At 67.1% G+C, this 25674-nt stretch carries 23 protein-coding genes, 1 tRNA gene and 1 pseudogene; 17 read left to right on the top strand and 8 right to left on the bottom strand.

Annotated elements, in window-relative coordinates; all coding sequences use genetic code 11:
- Positions 1 to 14: 14 nt before the first annotated feature.
- The 4 genes from AC1MGR_RS09270 (at position 15) to AC1MGR_RS09255 (ending at position 4723) form a co-directional block, all read left to right on the top strand.
- Positions 15 to 875 carry a D-amino-acid transaminase gene (locus AC1MGR_RS09270; RefSeq protein ID WP_480234393.1) on the top strand — a complete coding sequence of 287 codons (861 nt, stop codon included), beginning with the start codon at positions 15 to 17 and terminating at the stop codon, positions 873 to 875.
- 178 nt (positions 876 to 1053) lie between these two features.
- Entirely contained in the window at positions 1054 to 1404 is a 351-nt protein-coding gene (locus AC1MGR_RS09265) for a hypothetical protein (protein WP_480234392.1), read from the top strand.
- A gap of 194 nt (positions 1405 to 1598) precedes the next feature.
- Positions 1599 to 2891, top strand: coding sequence for an adenylosuccinate synthase (locus AC1MGR_RS09260; protein ID WP_108036663.1), 1293 nt, complete (start codon positions 1599 to 1601; stop codon positions 2889 to 2891).
- 146 nt (positions 2892 to 3037) lie between these two features.
- A complete protein-coding gene (locus AC1MGR_RS09255; protein WP_480234391.1) occupies positions 3038 to 4723 on the top strand; it encodes a histidine kinase in 1686 nt (561 codons plus the stop codon).
- A 156-nt stretch (positions 4724 to 4879) separates the two neighbouring features.
- Here AC1MGR_RS09255 and rpoH read toward each other — a convergent pair whose 3' ends face one another.
- Both rpoH and AC1MGR_RS09245 read right to left on the bottom strand, forming a co-directional pair.
- Complete coding sequence (rpoH, locus tag AC1MGR_RS09250) at positions 4880 to 5770, bottom strand: RNA polymerase sigma factor RpoH (RefSeq protein ID WP_108036659.1); 891 nt, start codon at positions 5768 to 5770, stop codon at positions 4880 to 4882.
- A 235-nt stretch (positions 5771 to 6005) separates the two neighbouring features.
- A complete protein-coding gene (locus AC1MGR_RS09245; protein WP_480234390.1) occupies positions 6006 to 7037 on the bottom strand; it encodes an RluA family pseudouridine synthase in 1032 nt (343 codons plus the stop codon).
- 147 nt (positions 7038 to 7184) lie between these two features.
- On the opposite strand from AC1MGR_RS09245, the gene AC1MGR_RS09240 reads away from it, so the two are divergent.
- Positions 7185 to 7259: transfer RNA gene (locus AC1MGR_RS09240), tRNA-Glu, on the top strand.
- Between the two features lie 69 nt (positions 7260 to 7328).
- On the opposite strand, the gene AC1MGR_RS09235 is transcribed toward AC1MGR_RS09240, so the two are convergent.
- A complete protein-coding gene (locus tag AC1MGR_RS09235) occupies positions 7329 to 8162 on the bottom strand; it encodes a Crp/Fnr family transcriptional regulator (RefSeq protein ID WP_108036657.1) in 834 nt (277 codons plus the stop codon).
- A 389-nt stretch (positions 8163 to 8551) separates the two neighbouring features.
- Between AC1MGR_RS09235 and AC1MGR_RS09230 the strand changes: the two genes are divergently transcribed.
- The 5 genes from AC1MGR_RS09230 (at position 8552) to AC1MGR_RS09210 (ending at position 12393) form a co-directional block, all read left to right on the top strand.
- Positions 8552 to 8830, top strand: coding sequence for a hypothetical protein (locus AC1MGR_RS09230; protein ID WP_108036655.1), 279 nt, complete (start codon positions 8552 to 8554; stop codon positions 8828 to 8830).
- A gap of 507 nt (positions 8831 to 9337) precedes the next feature.
- Positions 9338 to 10648, top strand: a complete 1311-nt coding sequence (locus tag AC1MGR_RS09225) for a coiled-coil domain-containing protein (protein ID WP_108036653.1) — start codon at positions 9338 to 9340, stop codon at positions 10646 to 10648.
- A 144-nt stretch (positions 10649 to 10792) separates the two neighbouring features.
- Positions 10793 to 11194, top strand: coding sequence for a hypothetical protein (locus tag AC1MGR_RS09220; RefSeq protein ID WP_108036651.1), 402 nt, complete (start codon positions 10793 to 10795; stop codon positions 11192 to 11194).
- Positions 11195 to 11318: 124 nt separating this feature from the next.
- Positions 11319 to 11909: a hypothetical protein gene (locus AC1MGR_RS09215; RefSeq protein WP_108036649.1), complete on the top strand. Its 591-nt coding sequence runs from the start codon at positions 11319 to 11321 to the stop codon at positions 11907 to 11909.
- A gap of 331 nt (positions 11910 to 12240) precedes the next feature.
- Positions 12241 to 12393, top strand: a complete 153-nt coding sequence (locus AC1MGR_RS09210) for a hypothetical protein (RefSeq protein ID WP_181259670.1) — start codon at positions 12241 to 12243, stop codon at positions 12391 to 12393.
- Between the two features lie 38 nt (positions 12394 to 12431).
- On the opposite strand, the gene AC1MGR_RS09205 is transcribed toward AC1MGR_RS09210, so the two are convergent.
- Entirely contained in the window at positions 12432 to 13331 is a 900-nt protein-coding gene (locus tag AC1MGR_RS09205) for a metallophosphoesterase family protein (protein WP_480234753.1), read from the bottom strand.
- Positions 13332 to 13431: 100 nt separating this feature from the next.
- Positions 13432 to 13908 (bottom strand): annotated as a pseudogene (locus AC1MGR_RS09200) (VIT1/CCC1 transporter family protein); the annotation flags it as partial.
- A gap of 357 nt (positions 13909 to 14265) precedes the next feature.
- On the opposite strand from AC1MGR_RS09200, the gene AC1MGR_RS09195 reads away from it, so the two are divergent.
- From AC1MGR_RS09195 to lpxK, 3 genes are read left to right on the top strand one after another with little or no spacing between them, the layout of a single operon-like run.
- Positions 14266 to 15042 carry a lysophospholipid acyltransferase family protein gene (locus AC1MGR_RS09195; protein ID WP_108036647.1) on the top strand — a complete coding sequence of 259 codons (777 nt, stop codon included), beginning with the start codon at positions 14266 to 14268 and terminating at the stop codon, positions 15040 to 15042.
- Positions 15043 to 15047: 5 nt separating this feature from the next.
- Entirely contained in the window at positions 15048 to 16355 is a 1308-nt protein-coding gene (locus AC1MGR_RS09190; RefSeq protein WP_480234389.1) for a 3-deoxy-D-manno-octulosonic acid transferase, read from the top strand.
- A gap of 10 nt (positions 16356 to 16365) precedes the next feature.
- Positions 16366 to 17349 (top strand): tetraacyldisaccharide 4'-kinase, encoded by a 984-nt coding sequence (gene lpxK / locus AC1MGR_RS09185; RefSeq protein ID WP_480234388.1) that lies wholly within the window; start codon positions 16366 to 16368, stop codon positions 17347 to 17349.
- 224 nt (positions 17350 to 17573) lie between these two features.
- Here lpxK and AC1MGR_RS09180 read toward each other — a convergent pair whose 3' ends face one another.
- The 3 genes from AC1MGR_RS09180 to AC1MGR_RS09170 form a co-directional block, all read right to left on the bottom strand.
- Entirely contained in the window at positions 17574 to 19334 is a 1761-nt protein-coding gene (locus AC1MGR_RS09180; protein WP_480234387.1) for a UvrD-helicase domain-containing protein, read from the bottom strand.
- A complete protein-coding gene (locus tag AC1MGR_RS09175) occupies positions 19331 to 21412 on the bottom strand; it encodes an ATP-dependent nuclease (protein ID WP_480234386.1) in 2082 nt (693 codons plus the stop codon). The genes AC1MGR_RS09180 and AC1MGR_RS09175 overlap by 4 nt, the downstream gene beginning before the upstream one ends.
- A 521-nt stretch (positions 21413 to 21933) precedes the next feature.
- Positions 21934 to 22155 (bottom strand): DUF2093 domain-containing protein, encoded by a 222-nt coding sequence (locus tag AC1MGR_RS09170; protein ID WP_103709114.1) that lies wholly within the window; start codon positions 22153 to 22155, stop codon positions 21934 to 21936.
- A gap of 149 nt (positions 22156 to 22304) precedes the next feature.
- On the opposite strand from AC1MGR_RS09170, the gene AC1MGR_RS09165 reads away from it, so the two are divergent.
- The 4 genes from AC1MGR_RS09165 to deoA are packed head-to-tail and all read left to right on the top strand — an operon-like array spanning position 22305 to position 25666.
- Positions 22305 to 22778 (top strand): cytidine deaminase, encoded by a 474-nt coding sequence (locus tag AC1MGR_RS09165; protein WP_480234385.1) that lies wholly within the window; start codon positions 22305 to 22307, stop codon positions 22776 to 22778.
- Between the two features lie 4 nt (positions 22779 to 22782).
- Positions 22783 to 23613, top strand: a complete 831-nt coding sequence (locus tag AC1MGR_RS09160; RefSeq protein WP_480234384.1) for a purine-nucleoside phosphorylase — start codon at positions 22783 to 22785, stop codon at positions 23611 to 23613.
- Complete coding sequence (gene deoC, locus AC1MGR_RS09155; protein ID WP_480234383.1) at positions 23613 to 24356, top strand: deoxyribose-phosphate aldolase; 744 nt, start codon at positions 23613 to 23615, stop codon at positions 24354 to 24356. The genes AC1MGR_RS09160 and deoC overlap by 1 nt, the downstream gene beginning before the upstream one ends.
- Positions 24353 to 25666, top strand: a complete 1314-nt coding sequence (gene deoA, locus AC1MGR_RS09150) for a thymidine phosphorylase (protein WP_480234382.1) — start codon at positions 24353 to 24355, stop codon at positions 25664 to 25666. Before deoC ends, deoA begins: the two co-directional genes overlap by 4 nt.
- The last annotated feature ends 8 nt before the right edge of the window (positions 25667 to 25674 follow it).

Here is a 25674-nt window from a genome sequence, read left to right as displayed (position 1 = left end):
GAAGAGGTAACCCCGTGTCCCAGGCCCGCATCGTCTACCTGAACGGCGACTTCCTGCCCTTCGCCGAGGCGCGCGTGCCGATCATGGATCGGGGCTTCCTCTTCGCCGACGGGATCTACGAGGTCTCGGCGGTGCTCGACGGTCGCCTCGTGGACAACGAGGCCCACCTCGCCCGCCTCGACCGCTCGCTCGGCGAGATCGACATCGCCAACCCGCACAGCCTGACCGAGTGGATCGCCCTGCAGACCGACCTCGTCGCCCGCAACGGGCTGACCGAAGGACTGGTCTACATGCAGGTGACGCGGGGCGTGTACGAGCGCGACTTCGCCTATCCGCCCGCCGGCACCGCGCCCACGGTGATGATGTTCACCCAGGCCAAGACGATCGCGGCCAATCCGCTCGCCGAGACCGGCGCCAAGATCATCACGGTGCCGGACCTGCGCTGGAAGCGCCGGGACATCAAGTCGGTGGCCCTCCTCGCCCAGGTGCTGGCCAAGCAGCAGGCCGCCGCCGCCGGCGTCGCCGAGGCCTGGATGGTCGAGGACGACGCGGTCACCGAGGGCTCGTCCTCGACCGCCTTCATCGTCACCAAGGACGGCGCCCTGGTGACGCGGCCCCTGTCCACGGCGCTCTTGCCCGGCATCACCCGCAAGGCGGTCTTGCGCCTCGCCGAGGAGGCCGGGCTCGGCCTGGAGGAGCGGCTGTTCAGCGTCGCGGAAGCCCTGGCGGCGGCCGAGGCCTTCTACACCAGCGCCTCGGCCTTCGTGATGCCGGTGGTCTCCATCGACGGCCACGCGGTCGGCGAGGGCCGCCCGGGCGCGCACACCCGCCGCCTGCGGGAGCTTTATCTCGCCATGGCACGCGAGAGCGCCTGAGGCGCCTCTCCCTCTCCCCGCCGCGGGGGAGGGAGAACCCCCCGGGATGGCCCCTTCCCGAAGCCCCCGCCCAATTCCCTGCCAGGACCATCGTCCCATCACAGGACCGATGGAACAGGAACGCTTCGGCGCCCGGCCTGTTCTCCCTGAAACCTCGCATCCGAGACAGGGAGACCCTATGCGCTCGATCCTCACCCTCGCGGTCGGCCTCGGCCTGATCGCCGGCACGGCCTTCGCGCAGTCCCCCGACGCGCCCCTGAAGGGCCGGGACACCGATCCGGCCCTGCCGCCGCCGAACCAGACCATCCCCGACAAGATCCGTCCCTCGGACGGACCTGCCGACAAGGGCACGTCCGCCGACAAGGGCACGCTCAGCGACAGGCTCGAGAAGAGCGACGGCGTCATCAAGCCGCCGGGCAACTCCGCCCCCGGCATGATGGTGACCCCGCCCGACCCGAATCCCGGCTCGATGCCGGTGATCAAGCCCGGCGACCTGCCCGGCCGCCAGCCCGGGACCGAGGCCCGCTAGGCGCCGCGCTCGGCCGGGTCGGCGACAGGCCGGACGTCGGTCCCGACCCGGCGGCATACCCGCTCATCGGGGCGCAGACGGGCCCCTTGCTTGATTTCCGCGCACGGATCGCGGAAAGACCCGAGGACAGCGAAAGCGGTCCGCCCGTCAGGTCGGACCGCTTTCGCGCGGGTTACGGCACAGGTCTTGAGTGAATGGCAAACGTCGTCGTCGTAGGCGCCCAATGGGGTGACGAAGGCAAGGGCAAGATCGTCGACTGGCTCTCCGAGCAGGCCGACGTCGTCGTCCGCTTCCAAGGCGGCCACAATGCCGGCCACACGCTCGTGGTCGACGGGGTGACGTACAAGCTCGCGCTGCTGCCGTCGGGCGTGGTGCGGGGCGGCAAGCTCTCGGTGATCGGCAACGGCGTCGTGGTCGATCCGTGGCACCTCGTCGACGAGATCGCCCGGCTCCAGGCCCAGGGCGTCGAGATTTCGCCCCGGACCCTGCGCATCGCCGACAACGCCACCCTGATCCTGCCGCTGCACCGCGAGCTCGACCACTTCCGCGAGACCTCGAACGCCGGACTGAAGATCGGCACCACGAAGCGCGGCATCGGCCCGGCCTACGAGGACAAGGTCGGCCGCCGCGCCATCCGGGTCGTCGACCTTGCCGATGAATCGACCCTCGAAGCCAAGATCGAGCGGGTGCTCACCCACCACAACGCCCTGCGCCGGGGCCTCGGCATCGCCGAGGTGGATGCGGGCGCCCTGCTCTCCGAGCTCAAGGCGATCGCGCCGACGATCCTGCCCTACGCCGATACCGTCTGGAAGCTCCTCGACGACGAGCGCCGCGCCGGCAAGCGCATCCTGTTCGAGGGCGCCCAGGGCGCGCTCCTCGACGTCGATCACGGCACCTATCCGTTCGTGACCTCCTCGAACATCGTGGCCGCGCAGGCCGCCACCGGCTCCGGCATGGGCCCCTCGGCCATCGGCTACGTGCTCGGCATCGCCAAGGCCTACACCACCCGGGTCGGCGAAGGCCCCTTCCCAACCGAGCTGTTCGACGAGATCGGCGAGACCATCGGGGCCCGCGGCCGCGAGTTCGGCGTGAACACCGGGCGCAAGCGCCGCTGCGGCTGGTTCGACGCGGTGCTGGTGCGCCAGACCGTCCGGACCTCCGGCATCGACGGCATCGCCCTGACGAAGCTCGACATCCTCGACGGCTTCGAGTCGATCAAGGTCTGCACCGGCTACCGCCTCGACGGACAGGTGGTGGACCACCTCCCCGCCAACCAGGCGGCCCAGGCCAAGGTGGAGCCGATCTACGAGACCATCGAGGGCTGGTCGGGCACCACGGCCGGAGCCCGCTCCTGGGCCGACCTGCCGGCCCAGGCGATCAAGTACGTGCGCCGGATCGAGGAGCTGATCGGCGCGCCGGTGGCGCTGCTCTCGACCTCCCCGGAGCGCAACGACACCATCCTCATGCACAACCCCTTTGAGGACTAGGGCGGTTTCCGCTTGATGGGCGCGCGGCCGCGTGGGGATGATGCGCCCATGACGGCCCCGCGGCGGTCGGTCGGCTCCGCCCGTCCGCGGGACTGCGGGACGAGGCGGCGGGTCGGTCGCCGGTGAGAAGGCGGATCTGAGGCACGATGGCCGACTATTATCCCCTGCTGGCACGGGCGCTCGACGCGATGCCCGACCGCTCCCCGGCCCTGCGCCAGGCCGTCTACGAACGCGCGCGGGGTGCGCTGATCGGGCAGCTCCGCTCCCTCGATCCACCCCTGTCCGAGGATGACATCGACCTCGAGCGCAACGCCCTCGAAGCCGCCATCCTGCGCCTGGAGCGCGACCATGGCGGTGCCGCGGCGGCGCCCGAGCCGGCCCCGCCGCCGGAGCCGCCCGCCCCGGAGCCGGAACCGCTCCGGCCGCCGCCGCCGGCCAACGATCCCGTCGACCTGCCCGAGCCGGCCCCGCCGGAACCGCTCCCACCGGCGCCGCTCCCACCCGAGCCGGTCCCGCCGGCGGCGACCCTGCCGCCCGCGCCGCCGCCGAATCTCGGCGTGCCGTTCGCCGGATCGCCCGGGAACGCAAAGTCCGGGAACGCACCGTCCGGGAACGGTCTGCCCGAGGAAGCCCGGCCGGAGAACGCTCGGCCGGAGAACGCTCGGCCGGAGAACGCTCGGCCGGAGCATGCCCGGCCCGATGACGAACGGTTCGCGCCCGCTCCGCCGGCACCCGAGGCGGTGCCCCCGATCGCGGTCTCGCCGCCGGTGCCGCGGGATAGCGCCGGTCCGGCGGCCGAGAGCGGGACCGACACGATCCCGCCGCCGGTCCGCATCCAGGCCCGCAAGGCGAAGAATCCGCCCTTCCTGGCCGCCGACGGGGCGGACGAGGCGGCCGCGCCGACCCCGCCCCCCGAGGCGGACGGCAGCGAGGTGCCGCCCCCGGATGGCGGCCAGCGCCAGCGTCCGCGCATCGAGGTGGTCGGGCCGCGGGACGGGCGCTCGCGCCTGCTGCGCAACGTCCTCGTGGGCAGCATCCTGATCGCGGTGATCGGCCTGATCGCCGTTGCCGCCTTCCTCCTGCGCGACAAGCCGGCCGACCTCCAGCCGATCGCCACCGAGCAGCAGGATGCAGCGCCGGACGGCGCCGATTCGAAGTTCGCCGACCGGGTCGGCGGCGACGCGGCCCCGGCCGAGCGCGCGGCGCCGGCCCGGCGTCCCACGCCCGCACCGACGCCGTCCCCGACGCCCGCCGCCCCGGCCCAGGCCCAGCCGGACCTCGCGGTGACCCAGCGCGCGATGCTCTACGAGGAGAACATGGGCGGCGGGGCCAACGCCACGCCGACCACCACCCAGGGCCGGGTGGTCTGGCGCCTCGACACCGTGCCGGGCGAGCAGGGCCAGCCGCTCGAGACCGTGGTGCGGGCCACGGCCGAGTTCCCGGATGCGGGGCTGACCCTCGCGATGACCGTGCGCCGCAACCTCGACGCCACCCTGCCGGCCTCGCACACCATCGAGCTCGCCTTCACGCCGAGCGGCCCCACGGCCGCCCGCCACAACGTCCAGGATATCGGCCTGCTCCAGGGCAAGGACGAGGAGGGCGCCCGCGGCTCCCCCGTGGCCGGCCTGCCGGTGCGGGTGCGCGAGAACCTGTTCCTCATCGGGCTCTCGTCGCTGCCGAACGACATCGAGCGCAACACCGACATCCTGCTGCACAAGAACTGGTTCGACATCACACTGAAGTTCGCCGCCGGCCCCCGCGGGATCATCGCCTTCGAGAAGGGCACCGCCGGGACCCAGGTCCTGCAGAGCGCCTTCGACCAGTGGCGCTAGGGCGGCGTGCGCCGCGTCCGGCCTGAGGGCGCGGCGGGCAAGCCCCTCGGCTGGTGGTGACGCTCCGGGCCGTCGACCTGCCCCGGAACGCGAACAGCCCCCCGGCACGGTGACCGGAGGGCTGTTCTCAATGTCGGCGAAGGCCGGCTCGGCGGCTCAGGCGTGGGCCTCGACCCGCGGGGCCTCGCGGGTGGCGAGGTTGCGCTTGACCGCCTCCTGGATCTTCTCGAACGCGCGGACCTCGATCTGGCGGACGCGCTCGCGCGAGACGCCGAACTCGCCGGAGAGGTCCTCCAGGGTGATCGGGTCGTCGGCCAGGCGGCGCGCCTCGAAGATGCGCCGCTCGCGCGGATTGAGCACCGAAAGGGCGTCGCGCAGGGCCGAGAGGCGGTTCTGCCCCTCTTCCTCGCGGGCGAGCACGGTCTCCTGGCTCGGGCTGTTGTCCACGAGCCAATCCTGCCACTCGCCCTCGCCCTCCTCGCGCAGAGGCGCGTTGAGAGAGGTGTCGCCCGACAGGCGGCGGTTCATGTCGATCACCTCCTGCTCGGGGACGCCGAGCTTGGTGGCGATCTGCGCGACCTGATCCGGCTTGAGGTCGCCCTCGTCGAGCGCCGAGATCCGGCCCTTGGCCTTGCGCAGGTTGAAGAACAGTTTCTTCTGGTTGGCGGTGGTGCCCATCTTCACGAGCGACCACGAGCGCAGGATGTATTCTTGGATCGCCGCCTTGATCCACCACATGGCGTAGGTGGCCAGCCGGAACCCCTTGTCCGGCTCGAAGCGCTTGACCGCCTGCATCAGGCCGACATTGCCCTCGGACACGACCTCGCCGATCGGCAGGCCGTAGCCACGATAGCCCATGGCGATCTTGGCGACGAGGCGCAGGTGGGACGTGACGAGCCGATGGGCCGCGTTGCGGTCGCCCTTCTCGCGCCAGTCCTTCGCGAGCGTGAACTCCTCGTTCGGCTCCAGCATCGGGAACTTGCGGATCTCGTCGAGGTAGCGTGAGAGGCCACCTTCGGTGGCGAGCACTGGCAATGCGCCGGCCATGATCTTACCTCCTTGAAAGGACCCCCTGAGGGCGGTCCGGAGCGAACCGCCGCTCCCTTGAGCCGACCGTTCGATTCCCCAAGTCTAGCGGGAAACCGGCGGGAACGGAAAGGCGACGCGTGGGACGCGTCCGGCATCAACGCGCGGGATCCCGGTTGGGTCTCTGATGACACGAAAGGCCGCAGTCCGCCGTGTCCTGGCGCACGCCCGCGGGGTCTTGACTGTGTCGCGCCCGCTACGTTCCGGCCCGCAGCGTGGCCACGAGCGCCTGCAGGTCGGCCGGCAGCGGGCTCTCGAAATGCAGGGTCTCGCCGGTGCGCGGATGCGCGAAGCCCAGCACGCTGGCATGCAGCGCCTGTCGCCCCAGGGTGTCGAGAGCGGCGCGCGCCTCCGGCCCGAGCCGGCCCGCCTTGGTCTTGAAGGCCCCGCCATAGACCGCGTCGCCGAGCAGCGGATGGCCGCGATGGCTCAGATGCACGCGGATCTGGTGCGTGCGCCCTGTCTCCAGGGTGCAGCGCACCAGCGCCACCGGCGCCTCGGTGCCGAGCACCGCCTCCACGCGATAATGCGTGATCGCGTGCCGGCCGCCCTCCCCGCGCACCACCGCGATCTTCTCCCGGTTGCGCACGCTGCGGGCGAGGTTGGCCTCGATGGTGCCGGCGCGGGGCTCGGGCACGCCCCAGGCCAGGGCGAGGTAGGCCCGCTCCAGGGGCCCCGTGCGGCCGTGGTCGGCGAACTGCGCCGTCAGCCCCGCATGGGCCAGGTCGTTCTTGGCCACCACCAGCAGGCCGCTGGTGTCCTTGTCGATGCGGTGGACGATGCCCGGCCGGCGCACGCCGCCGATCCCCGACAGGCTCTCGCCGCAATGGGCGATGAGGCCGTTGACCAGGGTTCCCGACTCGTGGCCGGGCGCCGGGTGGACCACGAGGCCGGCGGGCTTGTCGATGACGATGAGGTCGTCGTCCTCGTACACGATGGCGAGGTCGAGGGCCTGGGCCACGGGCTCCGCCGCCACCGCCTCCGGCATCACCACGGCGAGCTCGGCCCCGGGGCCGACCTTCGCGGAGGGGTCGCGGCTGACGGCGCCGTCCCGGCACACCTGTCCGGCGCGAATGAGATCCTGCAGGCGTGAGCGCGAGACGTCGGGGAAGGCCCGGGCCAGGGCCCGGTCCAGGCGCTCTGTCGCGGCGTCCTCGGGGAGCGTCGTGCGACGGTCGGCGGACCCTGCCCGATCTTCGAGTCCCGGCAGATCTACGAGTCCAGGCACGGGGCGTTCCTTCGATTTAAAATGACGCGTCCGGGCCGACGGGGCGATTTCAGCCCTTGTCGTGCCGCGCGACCCTCGCTATACGATCGCCCATCGGCCGGGAAGCACGGATCGCAGCAGCGATGACCACGTGCCTCCCGCCGGTCCGCGCCCATCGTCTAGCGGTTAGGACAGGTCCCTCTCACGGATCAGACCGGGGTTCGATTCCCCGTGGGCGCGCCAAGCACTTCCCCCTCCCCGTTTTGCGCTTCGTTCACTGCCTGCGCGTTCGCTCGCGGACGCCGCCTCCCGTCAGTTCGGACGCGGAGCCGGGGCCCCCAGGCAATGGGCGGCGATGGCGTTCAGGCGGTGGGCCGTGATCCGCCGGAGGGGTTGCGGCTGCGCCTCCGGGCCGATGCGCAGGTAGCCCGGGTCGAATTCGGCGAAGGCGGACAGGGCCGCGAGGTTGGGGATGGTGAGGCGCCGGTCCCGGAGCCCGATGAGCCCGTTGCCGCGCAGCTCCTGCAGCACCCGGTTGACGTGGACGTTCGAGAGACCGGTCGCATCCGCCAGATCGCCCTGCGTCAGGGGCAGCGCGCAACTGGTCCCGATCGTCCGTCCCACCCGCTGCTGGCGCACGAAGAGTTCGCAGAACAGGTGGGCGATCCGCTTCACGCCGGGCTGGCAGCCGAGATTGACCAGCCATTCGCGCAGGGTCGCCTCGTCGACCAGGGTGCCGAGCCGCAGGGCACAGGCCACCGCCGGGACGTTGTCCAGGATGTCGGCGATGGTCTCGGAGGCGAGGTGGATCACCTTGCACGGCGAGAGGGTGACGATGCTGTGGTCCATCCGGTCCAGAAGGGAGACGTCGAGGTCGCAGAGATCGCCGGGCAGCAGGAACGCCAGGATCTGTCGCCCGCCGCTCACCCGCGTCTTCTGGCGGCACGCCACCCCGTCCTGGATCAGCCAGAGACCGTCCGGCTTGTCGCCCTCGCGCACGAGCGGGGTGTGCGGTGCGACGCTGCGCCGTTCCGCGCTGATCCGTTCCAGCATCGTCCGGTCCGCATCCGACAACTCGACGAAGCTTTCGAGCTTTCGCGCGAAGGGATTGGGCAAACGAGGGGGCGAGTTGTCCATCCGGGCCATGCAGTCTTCACTCGCGTGTTCTGCTCGATGACAGCACTTAAGTAGAGCTCAAGTCTTCAAATGCTAACGGTTGAATTTAGAGTATTCAATCATGTATTGCGAACTGTCGGCAAGCGTACGTTTTATCTTGTGTTAAAATCCTCGCGAAACCGTGATCGGAAGCGCGATGATGGGCATTCGAAAACACACAGATACTGTCAGGTAGTCGATTGATTTCTCGAATTTGTGGCTCAGATCGGCACCGCTACGGCGCGGAAGCGGGCCGAAACCGTTGTGGCGCCGCCGCGGAGCATCGCAGGACCGCGTTCCATCAGGTTCACCAGCGGCCCGGCCGCGGTACGACAAGCTGTCCGGCTGACGGCCCCACCCGCGCCATGCGATGAGCGGGCATGATCCGGGTCATCAAGCACATCCTCGTCGAGCCCACGGCGGACCAGCTCCCGCGCCTGCGGCGGATCCAGGCGGCGGTCCTCGCCCGGTTTCCGGATGCCACCACGGAGATCGTCCCCGGCCTGCTCGACGATGACCTCGTGGTCGAGGTGCGGCTTCCCCTCGTCCATCTGCTGGCCTGGCGCGGTGCCCGGGAGGCCTGGGGCGACTTTCGCCACGCCCCCGACGGCACATCCCCCGGATCTCCGGCCGCGGCGGGCGATGTCGGCCCGGATTGAATCGGCGCGGGGGTCGAGCGCCGTCCCCAGCGGAGTCTTCACGCTTGCGCGAGGGTCGACGGACAAGCTTGCTCGCTGCAGGGCAGCAAATGTTCATCCGGATGCCAAGTCGACCGCCCCGATCATCAAGCTGAGCCGAGCAACGCGATGGATCGGGGCCCGCTGCGCTACAAAAGCCATACGTTAAGATTTTGCTAACAGGACCCGTTTGGCGTGATTGACAGGGGCAAGGAATTGCAACTTTGATGAATCCGTGTCGTGGGTTGCCCGCCACGAAAATGGATCGCAGAAATGAGCTGGCTTTCGCTCCGCAAATTAACCGCAAGTGAAAGCAAGGCGCCGTCTTCTCAACAGGCCGATGCATTGTTGCGCGCTCCAATACAGGACGTGCCTTTTATCCGTGTCGCCGATGATGTGGAGACGACAGAGCCTTCACTGGACAACGAAGACCTTTCGCTGGATTCGCTTGGACAGCACAACGAGAGTCTGCGGTTCCGCGTGACGGAAATGTCCGAGCGGCTTGATGACCTGAAGTCGCTTCAGGCCGATTTCTCCGCCCTCCTGGTGCCGATCGTGGCGATCACCGAGGAGCTGCCGCGGGCCAAGGTCCGGACGGCGGAGCTCGAGACTCTGCTGGCGATGGAGCAGGGCAATGCTGCGACCCTGCGGCGCGATCTCGCCGACGCCACCGGGCGCCTCGCGGCGGCGACCAACGACGTGGCGGCCGCCAAGATCCAGCTGCACCACCTCGAGACCAGCCTCCAGGCCCGCGACACGGCGGCCGAGGAGGTGCGCATCGCCCTGCGCGACAAGACCCTCCAGGCCGAGAACCTGGAGCGACGCCTCTTCGCCGAGACCGAGCAGAGCCGTGCCCTGCAGGGCGAGAGCAAGGCCCTGCGGGTGGAGGCCAAGGCCCTGGATCAGGCGCTGGCCCGCTCCGACAGCGAACTGCAGGACCTGCGCGAGAGCCGGCACGCCCTCGACCGGGACAATCTTCGGCTCCAGAACCTCAGCGAGGCCCAGGCGGCGCAACTCGCGGAGCTGACCGCCCGCGCGCAGGACTTCGAGGGCCAGGCCGAGACCGGCCGCATCGCCCTGCACAACGTCGAGCAGCAACTGGCGGCCGAGATCGCCGCCGCCCAGAAGGCGGAGGCCCAGTACGAGGCCGAGGTCGCCAACCATCGCACCGAGCGGGCCAGCCTCGCCATGCGGGTGGAGGCCGCCACCAGTCGCCTCGCCAGCACCGAGCAGATGCTGGCCCAGCTGCGTACCCAGCTGCGCGAGCGCGACGAGGCCGGCCGCTCGGCCGAGCGTGGCCTCAAGGAAGCCTCCATCGAGCGCGTCACCCTGGAGCGGCGGCTGGAAAGCGCCCAGGCCGACCTTGCCCGGCAGAACGAGCGCTTCCTCGAGATGCAGCGGGCCCGCTCGGAGTTCGAGCACCGCTGCGAGATGCTGACCAAGGCGATGGCGGCCAAGGACGCCGCCCTGGAGCAGGCCCTGGGCCGGGTTTCCAGCCTGTCCGACCGCATCGACCATCTCGTCCACCGCCAGGAGGTGGAGCGCGCGGATTTCGAGACGGTGAACCACCGCCTGATCGAGGAGCTCCAGCACGAGCGCTCCGAGCGCAAGCTCGCGCAGGGCGCCCTGGACATCGCCCGCGAGAGCCGCGTCGCCCTGCAGAAGCAGCACGAGGCCCTGCGCCGCTCGGCCCGCAGCTTCGCCGGGGACGAGGGGGCGCGAAGCGAACCGGCCCCTGCCCCGGCGCCCCCGCCGGAGCCGAGCAACGTCCGTCCCTTCACGCCTCCGCCCGAGAAGTAGCGCCCGACCCGACCGATCCAGCCTCGCCGACCCGACCCCTCCACCCCATCACGAGACGGCGCGGCGGAGACCCCGCGCAGGGATGCCCAGATGTCCGAGACCGCGCTTCGCGACCGAGAAACTTCTTCCGCCGGAGCCTGGCTGATGCGCAGCCTGCCCAGCCCCGCACGCGGGTCGGCTGTGCCCGAACCGGCGCAGCAGTCCCAGGGCGACGAGACCCTGCCGGCTGCCACCGGGACCGGGCCGAAGCGGGACTGGTCCGCCTCCCTCGACCTCATCCACGAGGCGACGGCCGCGATCCGCATCAGCGAGGAGCGGGCCGCCGAGCTGGAGCAGGAGCTGGAGCACACGGTCGCGCGGGCCCTGGAGCGGGCCACCGCCCTGGAGGCGCAGGTCGCCGCCGCCCAGACCCGCGCCGACCTCGCGGAGCGTCGGGCCGACGAGGCGGAGGAGTGGCTGGCCCGCCTGCACGACGCCGTGGTGGAGGGCTTCACCCGCCGTGCGCCGGCGGACGCGGCGAATCCGGCCAGGGTCCCTACGCCGTGAGCGGCCGGGGCGTCGGCGGCGGACCCGATCTCGGTGGTCCTGCCGCCCGCCCGGGATCCTGCGCAACGACCGTCATCCTGATCGTTTTCCCGTCCGGGTCCCCGCCCCCATGTCAGCTGCACACATGTCCGCTGCCGCCGCCTCCGTCCTGTCGCCCGTGATCGATCTCGCGCTCGCCCGGTTGCCCGTCCGTCACGGGGTCGAGGCCTCCGAGGTGCGCGAGTCCGACCCGCGCGACACGGAAAGCCTCGAGCGGAGCGGCAGCCAGGCGCTCGCCCTGGTGCCCGCGCCGGCGATCACGCCGACCTCGGAACTCGGCGCCACCACCCTGCGCCTGGTCGAGCACAGCATGGAGACGATCCAGGCGCTGCACGAGCGGGTCGATACGATCTCGGCCCAGGCGCGGGACCTCATCCGCCTCACCCACCGGGAGCGGGTCGAGCAGCAGGCCGAGCTGGATCGCGCCCGCGCCGAGGCCGCCGCCTGGCGGCGTCAGGCCATGGAGCTGGAGATCCGGATGCGCGAGGCCCAGCTTCGCGTCCGGGAAGCCGAGATGGCGCGGCGCGAGGCGGATCAGGCTGCCCTGGATGCGCGGGAGCGGGCCCGCTCCGCCGAGGGCGAGGTCCGGGACCTGGAAGCCTACCTGCGCAAGATCAGCGACTACCTGCAGACCAATCTAGGCCGCCCGCCCGCCCGGCCGACGCGGGACGCCTGAGGGGCAAGCTCAGCGAGGCGCGGCTCCGGAGAATCAGGCGCGGCGAAGACCCGGCCGCCCCTGGTGCCGGAAACGGGCGAGGAGAGGCGGAACGGGTCCCGCGGGGACCCATCCTCCCCTAGCGATGATGGTGCGGCGCAAGCGTGGCCATTCGTTGAGAAGGCTCGGGCTTTTCCGGCTTTGGACTGATATACCAAGTTCCTCGCTGCGCTGCGGGATCGATTTATCAGGTTCGGACCGGCCGAGGACTTGCGTAGTCTGAACCGACGGTTAATGTTTCCACTCCGCCAAAATCATATCGCGTCTAACCTTTTTTGACGGGGTGACAGCCATGACCAACGTGATTCGCGTGAAGCCGACGCACGACGGTACCTATACGGTCTACCGTGGCGGGGCCGTGCTCGTGAGTGGCCTGACCCGCCTGCAGGCGGAGCGCTACCAGGCCAGCATCGCCGCCCAGGCGAAGGTGCTGGAGGACGCCTGAGCCATTCGAACCGGAGGCGGTGCCCGCGCGGCGTCGCCTCAGGACCGGGCCAGCGACAGGGTGCCGAGATCCGCGATGGTCCCGGTCTCCGTCAGGCCCCGCTCGATGCCCGCGACGGCGTAGCCCGTCGCCTGGCGCGTGATCGTGTAGAGGTGGTAGCTCGCGCGGTGGTGCCGGGCATCCCCCCGGGCCGACGCCGAGGCGGCCCCCACCACCGGAATCGACGTCCCGCCCGGGCCGGACACGAACGCGACGCTGCGGACGTGGTTGTGCCCGTGCAGGATCAACTCCGCGCCCGCATGGGCGACCATGGCGGTGAACGCCCCCGCATCCTTCAGCTCACGCCCCGACGAGGTGCCGCCGGGATGCGACGGGTGATGGATCATCACCACGCGGAAGGGCGGCTCGGGTTCGTTGCCCAGCGTCCGCAGCAGCGCCTCGGTGGCGGCGATCTGCTGCGGCCCGAGGCGGCCGCTGGCCATCAAGGGCTTCGTCGGCACCGCCGAGGACAGGCCGATCAGGGCCACCGGCCCGCGCCTTCGCAGGTACGGGAAATGCCCGTGCGTGCCGTCGTCGCCCGCCGTCCAGGCGCCGCAGGCCAGCAGCAGGCCCTCGAGGGAGCCGCGCACGTAGGCGTCGTGGTTGCCCGGCACGAAGCTGACGCTGTCCGGCGACCCGAGGGCTTCGAGGAACACCTTAGCGGTCGACCACTCGCTCGGCAGGCCGATGTTGCAGAGATCCCCGGTGCAGGCGATGTGGTCGTGGCCCTGCGTCTGGAGGTCGGCCACCAGGGCGGCCAGCACCTCCATGTCGTGGGCGTCCTTGCGGCCGCGCTGCCAGTTCACGTAGCCGGTGGCGCGCTTGCTCAGGAGCTGGCGCAGGCGCGGGCGTGTCAGCGGCCCCACATGGGGGTCGGTCAGGTGGGCGAGGCGGAACATCATCCCCCAATGCGCGGTCGATGATCGGGATTTCGCGCCCCGCATCGCCCCAACCGGGGCCGGGGGTCAACCCTCGGCCCGCGATTCCGCCCGTCGTCCCTCAGGCGCTGCCGATGGCGATTCCGGCGAGGAGCACCAGGGCGCCGCCGAGCACGACCTGCAGCGCCGCGCGCCAGAACGGCGTCGCCATGTAGCGGGTGCGGATCGCCGCGATCGCCAGCAGTTCCACCACCACCACCACGATCGCCAGGGCCGTGGCGATGCCGAAGGCGTTCGGCCAAGCCGAGGGGATCGCGTAGGGCAGCGTGTGGCCGAGGCCGCCCACCGTGGTCATCACCCCGCAGACGAGGCCGCGCATCCAGGGCGTCCCGCGCCCGGTGATCTGCCCGTCATCCGAGAGCGCCTCGGTGAAGCCCATGCTGATGCCGGCGCCGATGGAGGCGGCGAGCCCCACCAGGAAGGTGGCGCCGTTGCTGTGGGTGGCGAAGGCGGCGGCGAAGATCGGCGCCAGGGTCGAGACCGAGCCGTCGATGAGCCCGGCGAGGCCCGGCTGGACGTAGCGCAGGACGAAGGCGCGGTGCGCCTCGGACGCGGCGGCATCGATCGCGGCCATCGGTTCCGCGGCGCCCTGGGCGGGGGAGATCATCATGCTGCGCGTCCTGTCCTGACCGGCTCGTTTCGGGGCGGTGTCCTCTTTGGATCCATTCCAATCTATAGCTTGGAATAGATCTAAACAAGCCGCCCGTGCTGGGTTTCGCCGCCGAAACGGCGGATTCGGCCGCCACTGCGCCGTTGCGCCGGCCGCGCGATCGGAGCTAGACAGCCGGCGGCCCGTCCGGTGCGCCGGGCGGGACGGCTCCGTGGACACTCTCCTCGAAGGCCCCTCCTCGAAGGCATCGCCGGCCCGTCGGCGCCGCGACGCGAAAGCGAAGTGATGAGCCTCGTCAAACGCATCGGCCGCGCCCCGGCGGTCCAGCAGGCCCTCGGCATCCTCGCGGGCGGCTACCTCCGCCTCGTACGGCGCACCAACCGCTTCACCGTGGAGCCGGCCGCGCCGGATGCCTGGCTCGACGACCTCGGCCCCTTCATTGCCGGCATGTGGCACGGCCAGCACACGATGATCTCGTTCATGCGCCGGCCGCACGACCGGATCGCCACGATCATCTCCCGTTCCCCGGACGGCAACATCAACACCATCGCCCTCACCCGCATGGGCGTCCGGGTGATCCGGGCCTCCGGCGCCCGCGGCCGGGTCCTGCGGGACGCCAAGGCCAAGGGCGGGGCCGAGGGCTTGCGCGCCATGCTGCGGGCCCTGAAGGACGGCGAGAGCGTGGCCTTCAGCGCCGACGTGCCGAAGGTCTCGCGCCGGGCCGATGCCGGCATCCTCACCCTGGCGCGCTTCTCCGGCCGGCCGATCATCCCCGTGGCGGTGGTGACGAGCCGGCACTGGCGCTTCGACAGCTGGGACCGCGCCTGCCTCGGCCTGCCCTTCGGCCGGGGCGCGATGGTGTTCGGCGAGCCCGTCTTCGTGCCGCGGGACGTGGAGCCCGAGGTTCTGGAGGCGCTGCGACGGCAGCTCGAGGCCGAGATGAACCGCGTCCACGACCGCGCCTACACCCTCGTCGGACGGCCCGACCGGGTCGGCCCCCACGACCGCGTAGCCCATCCCGACCGGGTCGGGACGGACGGCCGGGTCGGGGAACCGGCGTGAGGGCCATGGCCAAGGCCCCGCCCCTCACGGCGATCCTGCGGGCCTACCGCACCGGGCTCTATCTCGGCGAGCCGGCGCTGGCCGGCCTGCTGGCTTGGCGCTCCCGCCGGGGCAAGGAGGATCCCGGGCGCCTGGCCGAGCGGCGCGGGCTGCCGGGCCGGGCCCGGCCGACGGGCCGCCTCGTCTGGATGCACGGGGCCAGCGTCGGCGAAGCGCTCTCCCTGGTGGGCCTCGTCGACGGCATGATCGCCCGGGGCTTCTCGGTGCTGGTGACGACGGGCACCCGCAGCGCCGCCGAGCTGATCGGCCGGCGCCTGCCCGCCGGGGCCGTGCACCAGTACATGCCCCTCGACGCCCCGCGCTGGGTCGACCGCTTCCTCGCCCATTGGCGCCCGGACCTCGCCCTGGTCGCGGAATCCGAGATCTGGCCGAACACCGTGATGGGCCTGCACCGGCACGGCATCCCGCTCCTCGTGGTCAACGGGCGGATGTCGGAGCGCTCGTATCGGGGCTGGGCCCGCACCCCCCGGACCGCCGAGGCGCTCCTGGCCCGCATCGCGATCTGCCTCGCCCAGACCGACGAGGATGCCGACCGCTTCCGCCGCCTCGGCGCCCCCCGGGTCAGCATCGCGGGCAACCTGAAATACGATTCCGAGGTGCCCCCGGCGGATGGCCAGCAGCTCGCCCACCTGCGCGACCTCGTGGGCGACCGGCCGGTCTGGGTCGCGGCGAGCACCCATCCGGGGGAGGACGCCATGGCGGCCCGGGCCCATGCCCGCCTCAAGGACCGCTGGCCGCGCCTCCTCACCATCGTGGTGCCGCGCCATCCCCATCGCGGCGGCGACGTCGCCGCCTGCGCCGGGGCCGAGGGCCTGACCAGCGCCCGGCGCGCGCAGGGCGGGCGCCCCCATGGCGGCGTCGAGCTCTACGTGGCCGACACCCTGGGCGAGCTCGGCCTGTTCTACCGCCTCGGCCGCATCGTCTATCTCGGCGGCTCCCTGGTGCCCCATGGCGGCCAGAATCCGATCGAGCCCACCCGCCTGCGGGCCGCGGTGCTGCACGGGCCGCACATCCACAACTTCACCCAGGTCTACCACGCCCTGGACCAGGCCGGCGGCGCCCTGCCGGTGACCGATTCCGACGCCCTGGCGACGACCCTGGATTCCCTCCTGGCCGACCGCCCCCGCATCGAGGCGATGAGCCGGGCCGGGGCCGCCGCGCTCCAGCCCTTCGAGGGCGCCGTCGCCCGCACCCTGGCGGTGCTCGATCCCTTCATCGCCCAGATGACGCTCAAGGCGATGGCGGCCTCGTGAGCGCCGGCTGATGCGCCCCCCCGCCTTCTGGGACGCGGAGCCCGGCCATCCCCTCGCCCGGTGCCTCGCCCCGGTGGGCGCCCTCTACGGACGCCACACCGCCGCGCGCATGGACAGGCCCGGCGCCGCGGCCCCCTGCCCCGTTCTCTGCGTCGGCAACGTCACCCTGGGCGGCGCCGGCAAGACCCCGACCGCCCTGGCGCTCGCCGCCCACCTGCGCGCCCTCGGGGCGAACCCGGCCTTCCTCACCCGCGGCTATGGCGGGCGCCTCGCCGGACCGGTCCGGGTCGATCCCGCCCGCCAGACGGCCGGGGAGACCGGCGACGAGCCGAGGCTCCTGGCCCGGGTCGCGCCGACGATCCTGTCCCGGGACCGCCCGGCCGGAGCCGCCCTCTGCGTCCGGGCCGGCGCCGACGTCATCGTCATGGATGACGGCCTGCAGAACCCGAGCCTTGCCAAGACGCTGTCGCTCGCCGTGGTCGATGCCGGCGCCGGCCTCGGCAACGGACGACCCTTCCCGGCCGGCCCCCTGCGGGTGCCCCTCGCCCGGCAATGGCCCCACATCCACGGCCTCGTGCTGATCGGGACCGGGCCCCGGGGCGAGGCCGTGGCCGCGGACGCGCAGGCCCGGGGCCTCCCGGTCCACCGCGCCCGCCTGATCCCCGGCGCCGACCTGACAGGCCGCCGCATCCTCGCCTTCGCGGGCATCGGCCGCCCCCAAAAATTCTTCGACAGCTGCGAAGAGGCCGGCGCCACCCTGGTCGCGACCCGCGCCTACCCGGACCACCACCCCTACGGCCCCGCCGACGAAGCCACCCTCGCGGCCGAAGCCACCCGCCTCGGCGCCGACCTCCTCACCACCGAGAAGGACCACGTCCGCCTCTCACCCCCGTTCGCCGTCGGCGTCGGGGTGTTGCCCGTGACGCTGGCGTTTGATGATGTAGGGGGGGTGTTGGGGCAGTTGCGGGGGTTGATTGGTCGAGGGATGAAATAATGAAGGGGACAAGGCAGAATATTTTTATGATCGATTACCAACAAAAAATGGAAAGATTAAAATCTATTATTTACTTTAGTTTGTGAATACTCCTACATAGCCGACCATATTTGGAAATGATTCGAATTTAAATTACGAAAATGTTTTATGAATAAGTTTTGGAGTTAAATCTCTTGAAGCGAGACAATATGTATAAGGTATAAAAATTTCTACTTGATATTAAGTCATGGTTGTTTTGGTACAAAGGGTATTATTTCGTCGTGTTTCAGTTCTATTACTTCCATCGCACCAAATAGATGAGTGATGTTTCTCAATGCAGCTTGTGAAAGCGTTTGAGTGGCAAGCACAGCAAGTCTTGTCATGGGACGAGATATTGATACGTAAAAAAGGTTGCGTGAGCGGTAGTAGGCTTTCAGGTTTTTGGTTTCGATTTTTTTGTTGTCCAGAAGCTCAAATAGCTGCGGCCAATTGTAGTGATTCCAACCCCCACCAAGCACGACCAAAACATTCTTAAACTCAGCGCCCTTGACACTGTGCTGTGTTGCGAAGGGGGTAAATCCATCAATAAATTTTATAGCATCCACAACCTGAGAATAGGGAACCCTCCGAAGCCCTTCATGCCTTATCAACTGTCCCATATCATCGGGGATCGGCTCCCCATTAAGCGCTGCTAGTTCCTCCTCCCTTTTAACAATGCGAGGACTGAGAGCGGGACGGCTTGTAATTTTCAAATGATCAATTACTTGTCCGACAGTTCCATCTATACGTAATCTGAGAAGTTTATCCATATCATCACGCCAAATTATCTTGTCTCCGTGACAACGGACTGCCGGACCGCTCCCGTATATACGAAACATCTCGCCATAATTTCCGGACGAGTATGCTGCGCACATGGGTTCTACGATTTCAGCTAAAAGACTGAAGACTGGATCTTCCTTTTTAACGAACTGATCGTTCTTTCCCTTAAAAACTTCCACGACACCTGGATAGCCCTGCTCTGCCGCTAGAGCGCTATGAGTAAGCATCAAAATTTTAGTTTCTTCCGGTACCCAACCTTCGTCTTTGAGACGTGACATCAGATTGATCCTGGCGGCTTTTGCCATTTCGGAAGGAAGGTCGTTTTTAGAATGGGACGTCTGAGTTCTTTGTCCTTTGTAAGCATTGGTATGAAAGAAACGAGCCTCGCCGTCTTGATCTGGATGGCTGACCGCCTGAGGCAATGTCGGGCGGAGACGGTTGAGCACTTCAACAATCGGTCGCGCTGAGCGAAAATTCGAGCCTTTGTCTATGCCATGGATGGAATACTGAGCGAGTTCGTATTCGCTACGATAAATCGTCTGCCAATGATCGCCGAACAATCCAATCAGCGGTCCCCCCTTGCCTCGGAAAATATGCTCGTCAAGCGCTGACATAAAGTGGCGATCAGTGTCCTGATATTCGTCTATAAAAATAATTGGAAATTGCTGTGTGAGAAGACGCCTGAATTTTTCCAGTGATAGCAACTTAGCCATAATAATAGGTACGTCGTCATGGGCTAGTGATACTTCATCGTCGGCGATGCGAAAAAATCCTCGATTATAAGTTATCGGCTTGCTACCGATGCCGCCGGCGTCTTTTATAGCATTGTCTCTGTTTTCTAGATCTGGAAGAAATGTTTTCAACGCAGATTGGAATGGGGCCATGAAACTCCAAGAAAAGGAGTGAATTGTTTGTACAAGTATAGCGGGGTGGTCTTCCACTTCCCTAACGATCTCATCGCGCGCTACCTCGGTGTAGGTGATGCAGGCCACGCGCTGACCTTGCTGAACGAGGGAGCGACCCCGTTCTGAGATTACGTTTTTTAGAGCAGACACTAGCGAATAAGTCTTTCCCGCGCCGGCGCCTGCTTCGAGGCGAAAGTGTCTTCCGTCAGCAAGACACTCATTGACCTTAGCCTGCGCCTCTTGCGCTGCGGCGATTGCGGGATTTTCATTGATTGTTGTCACGATTCAATCCCCGATGCTTCACCGCCACTTTCTTGCGGGACAATTAGCGGGGGTTCCGCTGTCGGGGGCGGAGGTTCCGCAAGCCAGGATAGACCTTCTCGGATGTAACGCGGTGCTATCCAATTCTTTTCGCGGATTGCGAACTGTAGAGCCGTGTTCGCCTTTCCCATATCCTCAGCCAATTCCCACGCTTGGGATGCAATATTCTCATTTTCATCAATACTGAAATGTTTGAGATTTGCTATTATCAGAGCATCTTCAAAGCTACGTGCACAAGCAGATGACTCTTTTGACTCTGGAACTTGAAATGCTATCCGCCGAAATCGCGTTGTTTTTTCAGCATCTGACTTTGCGATCAGGTTTAATGGTTTTAGTTTCGGTAAATTTTTGCCAGAGCTATTTTTAAACCAATGTTTTATTGCGGAATTGCTTGTATTATCACCATCGGCCACAATGCATTTTTTGTATTTAGTTGTTCCTTTGTCATTTTTAGTCGCTTGAACAGAATCAATGTCAGTTATGACAAGTGTCTTAAGCTCAAGGAAATCAATTAGAGGATAAAACAGGTGGGCGTATGCGCCTCCAACCTCCAAGGTCGTGACATACTGTCGGGCTAATTGATACTTAGCCTTAGGATCTTTATCCGCCAAATCGCACAGCCTTGGTATGAGAATACGCTCTGTCGTTCCTTCGACCATAATCGCCTTATCTGCAAAATATAGATCACATTTTGTAAGGGTCATGTATTGATGCAGAAAGTCTTTATCGGCGTCATCGATCTTTTCCATGCCCTTCTTGAAATCTTTAATCTTTGTTTGTCTTGTGTCGGAATTGGTCGAACCGTCGTTTAAGAAATAGCGAACTGCTTCAAATGTTGCCGCATTAGCAACATGTGGCGAGTGCGTAGTGATAACAAATTGGACTTTCCATGGCTTCTCGTTAGGATAATCTTCGGAGAGCTTCGCAACAGCCTTATGGAGTTGGGCAATGAAAACTTCTTGCATTTGTGGATGCAGATGCGCCTCCGGTTCCTCAATGAATATTAGATGCGTATTAGGTGTAACGGCCCTCGCCCTATACTCTTTATGAAAAGTTTGGAGTTGCAAAAGCATGTATATTAAATTGCGGGTTCCAAGACCGTTATAGCCTTCCGGAAGATGCACTCCGTCGTTGCTGGCATAGACTATTTTGGTGTGATCATTCAGCAATGCTTCGACATTAAGAGCGGTTTCCGGCTTCAGTTGCGAGTCGTTGGCACCTGGAAAACCGAGTACGTCCATTGCTGGAAGTAGACCTGTCAAAACGGTGCCGAATTCATTTTGTACATCTCGCTCGATTTCTTCAACAGATAATCTCAACTGTGCTGCAAGTTCTTGATCGGCAGCAGTCGCTGTGGGAGCTTTCGCTGTCTTGTAAAGATCGCTTAAAAGCTTGCCGATAACATCAGCATCACCGTGGCGGGAGTGGTCAAGGGTTCGCTGTGCACGCACTAGGTCCCATTTCAATAACGAGTGTAGATGTTTGAGATCCAAGAGTCTCCGATTTTCACGTGCCGTGGGGTCAATTGCCCAGACTTCCGTTTCGTAAACAGAAGCCAAGGTTTGTTTAATATGCCGAAAGAATTCTACTGTGGAGTTGGCATCGGTTAAATCGCCTTCGTATTCTAAAAGCGACGAAAGGCCTGACATCCGCGGCGCGTAAACGATATGTGCGATCACAGTATCGGAGTCTGCATCAAGATCGATTACATAAGCCGACATCGGGCCGATATCAGGCGCCGCTTTATCGTACGCCAGTGTGAGCGTGATCGAGATTTTTGGCAGCATTTCTAGCACGGATTGGGGTGCAATACCCTTTGCCTTAGCATTCCGAGCTGTGATGAACTTCGAGCGCTCTGCCGCTGAAAAATCCTGCAATCTAAACGGTGTACCTGCGACCCCGAAGCACCGAAAAACATCCGTCAGTGAAGTCTTGCCGCTGTTGTTGCGGCCAACAACAACAGTCGCCGTATCCTCAAGTATGAGCTCGATATCACGCAGCAGCCGGAAACCTTGAACTCGAACCTTCTTGACCCGCACCGCATCCTCCGAATCGATCGGTTTTCTAGCGGATATGGTTTCCCATAGACAACCAACGATTGTCGATACGGTTTCCGTCGAATTTTTAATGTCGGGGGCTGGCTCAGAAAGTCTGGCACAGTCGTCTGCTCATGGACAGGCGCGCAAACTCCAAACCTGACCACTTGTTTTGTAAATGCAGCGGTACGCTTGACGCGACGATGCGGACGCGCGTTACGCGATGCTATATCAGTGTTTGGTTCAAAATAATTTTTCTAATAAATAAAATGGCAGTGCTATCAGATTTAAATTAATTCCTGTTCCTTCAGCGGCTTCCTGTGTAATTAATCCGGTAAAAATGTACTTAGTACCAAGCATTTTCAATTTAGAAAAATATTCTTTCTGTGTGCTTCGAAGTCGTGAATCTTCAAAAATCTAGATTTACGGCGAGTTGAGTAAGTTTTATAATTGAATTAACGATGCTAATCTGCAAACCTTGCAGCCACGTCCGATCAATCACCGCAGATCCAATTATTTAGCGACTACTCCGGCCGTCCAGTCTCCGCGAGGCGCTGCATCGCGGCCTCGGGGCTGGCATAGGCCTCCTGCCGGGTCGCGCTCCAGTAGCGCAGGGCGTCGAGGGGGATCGCCTCGCCGGTCACCGCGCAGCGCACGAAGCTGCCCGGCTTGATCACCCGCATGGTGCCGTCGCCGTACTCCACCACCGCCTCGCCGGAGGCTCCGCGCTCGAAACGTCCCAACATGATCCCTGGCCTCCCGGCTCGTCTCCCGTCCGCCCCGTCTTAGGAGCCCGGGGGCGCGCTGTCGATGCGTCCGCCGCGCCGGCGCCGGGCCTCGACAGCCCCGCCACTTGGTGCCTAAGTCGCGCGATGCCGTGCCGTGTCCCGCCCCGATGAAACCGGATTCCCCTGCCCAGGACCCGACGATCCCGGACGCGTCGGGTCCGGACCTGTCCCGCCTGTTCGCTGCCGCCCGGGCCGCGCAGGACCGCGCCTACGCCCCCTACTCGCGCTTTCCCGTCGGGGCGGCGCTCCTCGACGAATCGGGCGCCCTCCATGCCGGCTGCAACGTCGAGAACGCCGCCTATCCGGTGGGGACCTGCGCCGAGGCCGGCGCCATCGCCGCCATGGTGGCCGCGGGCGGCCGGCGCATCGCCGCCCTGCTGGTCCTCGGCCCGGGGCCGGGCCTCGTCACCCCCTGCGGCGCCTGCCGGCAGCGCATCCGCGAATTCGCCGGTCCCGCTATCCGGGTCCACGTCGCCGACCCCGTCGCGATCCGCGCCGCCTTCACCGTCGGGGCCCTGCTGCCCGACTCCTTCGGCCCGGACAATCTGGGCGCCGCACCCGGGGGGACCGATGGGGGATGAATCCGTGCGTGAACCGGAGCCGGGGGTCCAGGCCGCCGCCGGTCTGCTGCGCGCGCAGGGGTTCGGCGGACCCTTCGCCTGCGCGATCGTCACCGGCACCGGACTCGGCGGCCTGGTGCGCGACCTCGACACGACCCTCTCGGTATCCTACGGGCAAATTCCGGGGTTTCCGGCGCCGGGCGTGAGCGGCCATGGCGGCCGTCTCCATGCCGGGTATCTGGCCGGACGGCGGGTCCTGGTCTTCGAGGGCCGCGCCCACGCCTACGAGAGCGGCGACCCGGCCGTGATGCGGGTGCCGCTCGGCGTCGCGCAAGTCCTTGGTGCAGAAGCGCTCCTCCTCACGAACGCCGCCGGCTCCCTGCGGCCCGCCGTCGGCCCCGGCAGCCTCGTCGCCCTCACCGACCACCTCAACCTCGCGGGCCTCAACCCGCTGATCGGCGAGGCCAGCGACGCCCGCTTCGTGCCCATGGTGGGTGCATACGATGCCGCCCTTCGCGCCCATCTCCTTGAAGCGGCACGCGAATCCGGTGTCACCCTGCACCAGGGCATCTACGCCTGGTTCTCCGGCCCCACCTTCGAGACCCCCGCGGAAGTCCGCATGGCCGGCCTCCTCGGGGCCGACCTCGTCGGCATGTCGACGGTGCCCGAGGTCATCCTCGCCCGCTTCTACGGGCTGCCCGTCGCCGCCCTCTCCGTCGTCACCAACCTCGCTGCCGGCCTCGACGGCGGCGATCCCCATCACGCGGAGACCAAGGCCGTCGCCGCCCGCGCCGGCGACGCCCTCGCCCGCCTGGTCGCCGCCTTCGTCGCCCGCCTGCCCGCGAGTGCTCTCTGATGACCGACGACGCCTCTATCGCCCGGCGGGCCCTGCCGCTCCTCGACCTCACCGATCTCGGCGAGTCCTGCTCGGAGTCCGCCATCGATACGCTCTGCCGGGACGCCCGGGCGAGCGCCGTCGCCGCTGTCTGCGTCTGGCCGCACTACGTGCGCCACGCCGCCCGGCTGCTCGCCGGCGCCCCGGTGCGCGTCGCCACCGTTATCAACTTCCCCGCCGGCGGCGACGACATCGAGCGCGCGGTGGAGGACACGACCGAAGCCCTGGCCGACGGCGCCCATGAGATCGATCTCGTCCTGCCCTATCGCAGTTTCCTCGCCGGCGAGACCGGCACCGCCCGGGCCATGTTCGCCGCGATCCGCGACATCTGCGACGGCGATCGCCTGCTGAAGGTCATCCTCGAGACCGGGGTCCTGGCGACCCCGGACGCCATCACGGCCGCGAGCCGCCTCGCCATCGAGGCCGGGGCGGACTTCCTCAAGACCTCCACGGGCAAGAGCGCGGTCTCCGCGACCCCGGAGGCCGCCGAGGCGATGCTCCACGCCATCCGGGATCACGGGGCGGGGCATCCCGTCGGCCTCAAGGTCTCCGGGGGGCTGAAAACTGTTGCGGATGCCGGCACTTACCTCGCCCTGGCGGACCGCATCATGGGACCGGGCTGGGTCTCCCCCCGCACGTTTCGCCTCGGTGCCAGCAGCCTGCGCACGGCCCTGGTCGCGGCGGCCACCGGGGCCGGCCGATGAGGCTGCCCCAGGAACTCATCCGCACCAAGCGCGATGGCGGCACGATCCCGGCCGAGGACATCGCGGACTTCATCGCGGGCCTGACGGACGGGCGTGTCACCGAGGGACAGGCCGCGGCCTTCGCCATGGCGGTGTTCTTCCGGGGCCTCTCGCGCTCGGAGCGCGTGGCGCTGACCCGGGCCATGACCGAGTCCGGCACCGTGCTGCGGTGGGACCTGCCCGGACCCGTCCTGGACAAGCACTCGTCCGGCGGGGTCGGGGACGCGGTCAGCCTCGCGCTCGCACCGATGGTCGCGGCCTGCGGCGGCTTCGTTCCGATGATCTCCGGGCGCGGCCTCGGGCATACCGGAGGGACCCTCGACAAGCTCGCGAGCATCCCGGGCTACGACACGATGCCGGGACTCGACCGCTTCCGGAGCGTGACCGCCGACGTGGGCTGCGCGATCATCGGGCAGACTGCGGACCTCGCGCCCGCGGACCGGCGCCTCTACGCCATCCGCGACGTCACGGGCACCGTCGAATCCCTCGACCTGATCACCGCCTCCATCCTGTCGAAGAAGCTCGCCGCCGGCCTCGACGGGCTGGTGATGGACGTGAAGGTGGGCTCGGGGGCCTTCATGGCCGAAATCCCGGCGGCCCAGGGACTCGCCCGCAGTATCGTCGATGTGGCGGGCGGTGCGGGTCTTCGCACGGTGGCGCTGATCACCGACATGGACTCGCCCCTCGCCTCGTCGGCCGGGAATGCCCTGGAGGTCGCCTACGCCCTCGACTACCTCACCGGGCGCGCTTGCGAACCGGCCTTCCATGCCGTGACGCTGGCGCTGGCCGCCGAAATGCTGGTCGCCGGCGGCCTCAGTCCCGACGTCGCGGACGCCTCCGCGCGCCTGGAGAGCGGGCTGGCGTCAGGACGCGCGCTCGAGGTCTTCGCCCGGATGGTCGCCGCCCTCGGGGGGCCGGTCGATCTCATCGAGCGCACCGGGCTCTACCTGCCGGCGGCCCCGGTCATCTGCCCTGTCATTGCGGAAACCGGTGGCTTCGTCGCGTCGATCGCGACGCGAGAATTGGGACTCGCGGTGATCGGCCTGGGCGGTGGTCGCACCCGAACGCAGGACGAGATCGATCCCCGCGTCGGCCTGACCGGGCTGCCCAGGATCGGAGACAGGATCGAGCCTGGCCAAACGCTTGCGATGATCCATGCGGCCGATGCCGTTTCCGCCGAGCGGGCCGAAGCCGCTCTGCGGGCCGCCTACCGCATCGCCTCGACCCCCCTGGAACCGACGCCCGCGATCCTGGAGCGGATCGCGGGATAGGCCGGTGC

The sequence above is a fragment of the Methylobacterium sp. BI1 genome (genome assembly GCF_056680125.1).
This window is presented reverse-complemented; position numbering and strand designations above follow the sequence as displayed.

What these genes read in the sequence shown, in the direction of transcription:
- AC1MGR_RS09265 (WP_480234392.1), top strand. Translation starts at nt 1,054, where the DNA reads ATGCGCTCGATCCTCACCCTCGCGGTCGGCCTCGGCCTGATCGCCGGC.
- AC1MGR_RS09260 (WP_108036663.1), top strand. Translation starts at nt 1,599, where the DNA reads ATGGCAAACGTCGTCGTCGTAGGCGCCCAATGGGGTGACGAAGGCAAG.
- AC1MGR_RS09255 (WP_480234391.1), top strand. Translation starts at nt 3,038, where the DNA reads ATGGCCGACTATTATCCCCTGCTGGCACGGGCGCTCGACGCGATGCCC.
- rpoH (WP_108036659.1), bottom strand. Translation starts at nt 5,770, where the DNA reads ATGGCCGGCGCATTGCCAGTGCTCGCCACCGAAGGTGGCCTCTCACGC.
- AC1MGR_RS09235 (WP_108036657.1), bottom strand. Translation starts at nt 8,162, where the DNA reads ATGGCCCGGATGGACAACTCGCCCCCTCGTTTGCCCAATCCCTTCGCG.
- AC1MGR_RS09230 (WP_108036655.1), top strand. Translation starts at nt 8,552, where the DNA reads ATGATCCGGGTCATCAAGCACATCCTCGTCGAGCCCACGGCGGACCAG.
- AC1MGR_RS09225 (WP_108036653.1), top strand. Translation starts at nt 9,338, where the DNA reads ATGTCCGAGCGGCTTGATGACCTGAAGTCGCTTCAGGCCGATTTCTCC.
- AC1MGR_RS09220 (WP_108036651.1), top strand. Translation starts at nt 10,793, where the DNA reads ATGCGCAGCCTGCCCAGCCCCGCACGCGGGTCGGCTGTGCCCGAACCG.
- AC1MGR_RS09215 (WP_108036649.1), top strand. Translation starts at nt 11,319, where the DNA reads ATGTCCGCTGCCGCCGCCTCCGTCCTGTCGCCCGTGATCGATCTCGCG.
- AC1MGR_RS09210 (WP_181259670.1), top strand. Translation starts at nt 12,241, where the DNA reads ATGACCAACGTGATTCGCGTGAAGCCGACGCACGACGGTACCTATACG.
- AC1MGR_RS09205 (WP_480234753.1), bottom strand. Translation starts at nt 13,331, where the DNA reads ATGTTCCGCCTCGCCCACCTGACCGACCCCCATGTGGGGCCGCTGACA.
- AC1MGR_RS09195 (WP_108036647.1), top strand. Translation starts at nt 14,266, where the DNA reads ATGAGCCTCGTCAAACGCATCGGCCGCGCCCCGGCGGTCCAGCAGGCC.
- AC1MGR_RS09190 (WP_480234389.1), top strand. Translation starts at nt 15,048, where the DNA reads ATGGCCAAGGCCCCGCCCCTCACGGCGATCCTGCGGGCCTACCGCACC.
- lpxK (WP_480234388.1), top strand. Translation starts at nt 16,366, where the DNA reads ATGCGCCCCCCCGCCTTCTGGGACGCGGAGCCCGGCCATCCCCTCGCC.
- AC1MGR_RS09170 (WP_103709114.1), bottom strand. Translation starts at nt 22,155, where the DNA reads ATGTTGGGACGTTTCGAGCGCGGAGCCTCCGGCGAGGCGGTGGTGGAG.
- AC1MGR_RS09165 (WP_480234385.1), top strand. Translation starts at nt 22,305, where the DNA reads ATGAAACCGGATTCCCCTGCCCAGGACCCGACGATCCCGGACGCGTCG.
- deoC (WP_480234383.1), top strand. Translation starts at nt 23,613, where the DNA reads ATGACCGACGACGCCTCTATCGCCCGGCGGGCCCTGCCGCTCCTCGAC.
- deoA (WP_480234382.1), top strand. Translation starts at nt 24,353, where the DNA reads ATGAGGCTGCCCCAGGAACTCATCCGCACCAAGCGCGATGGCGGCACG.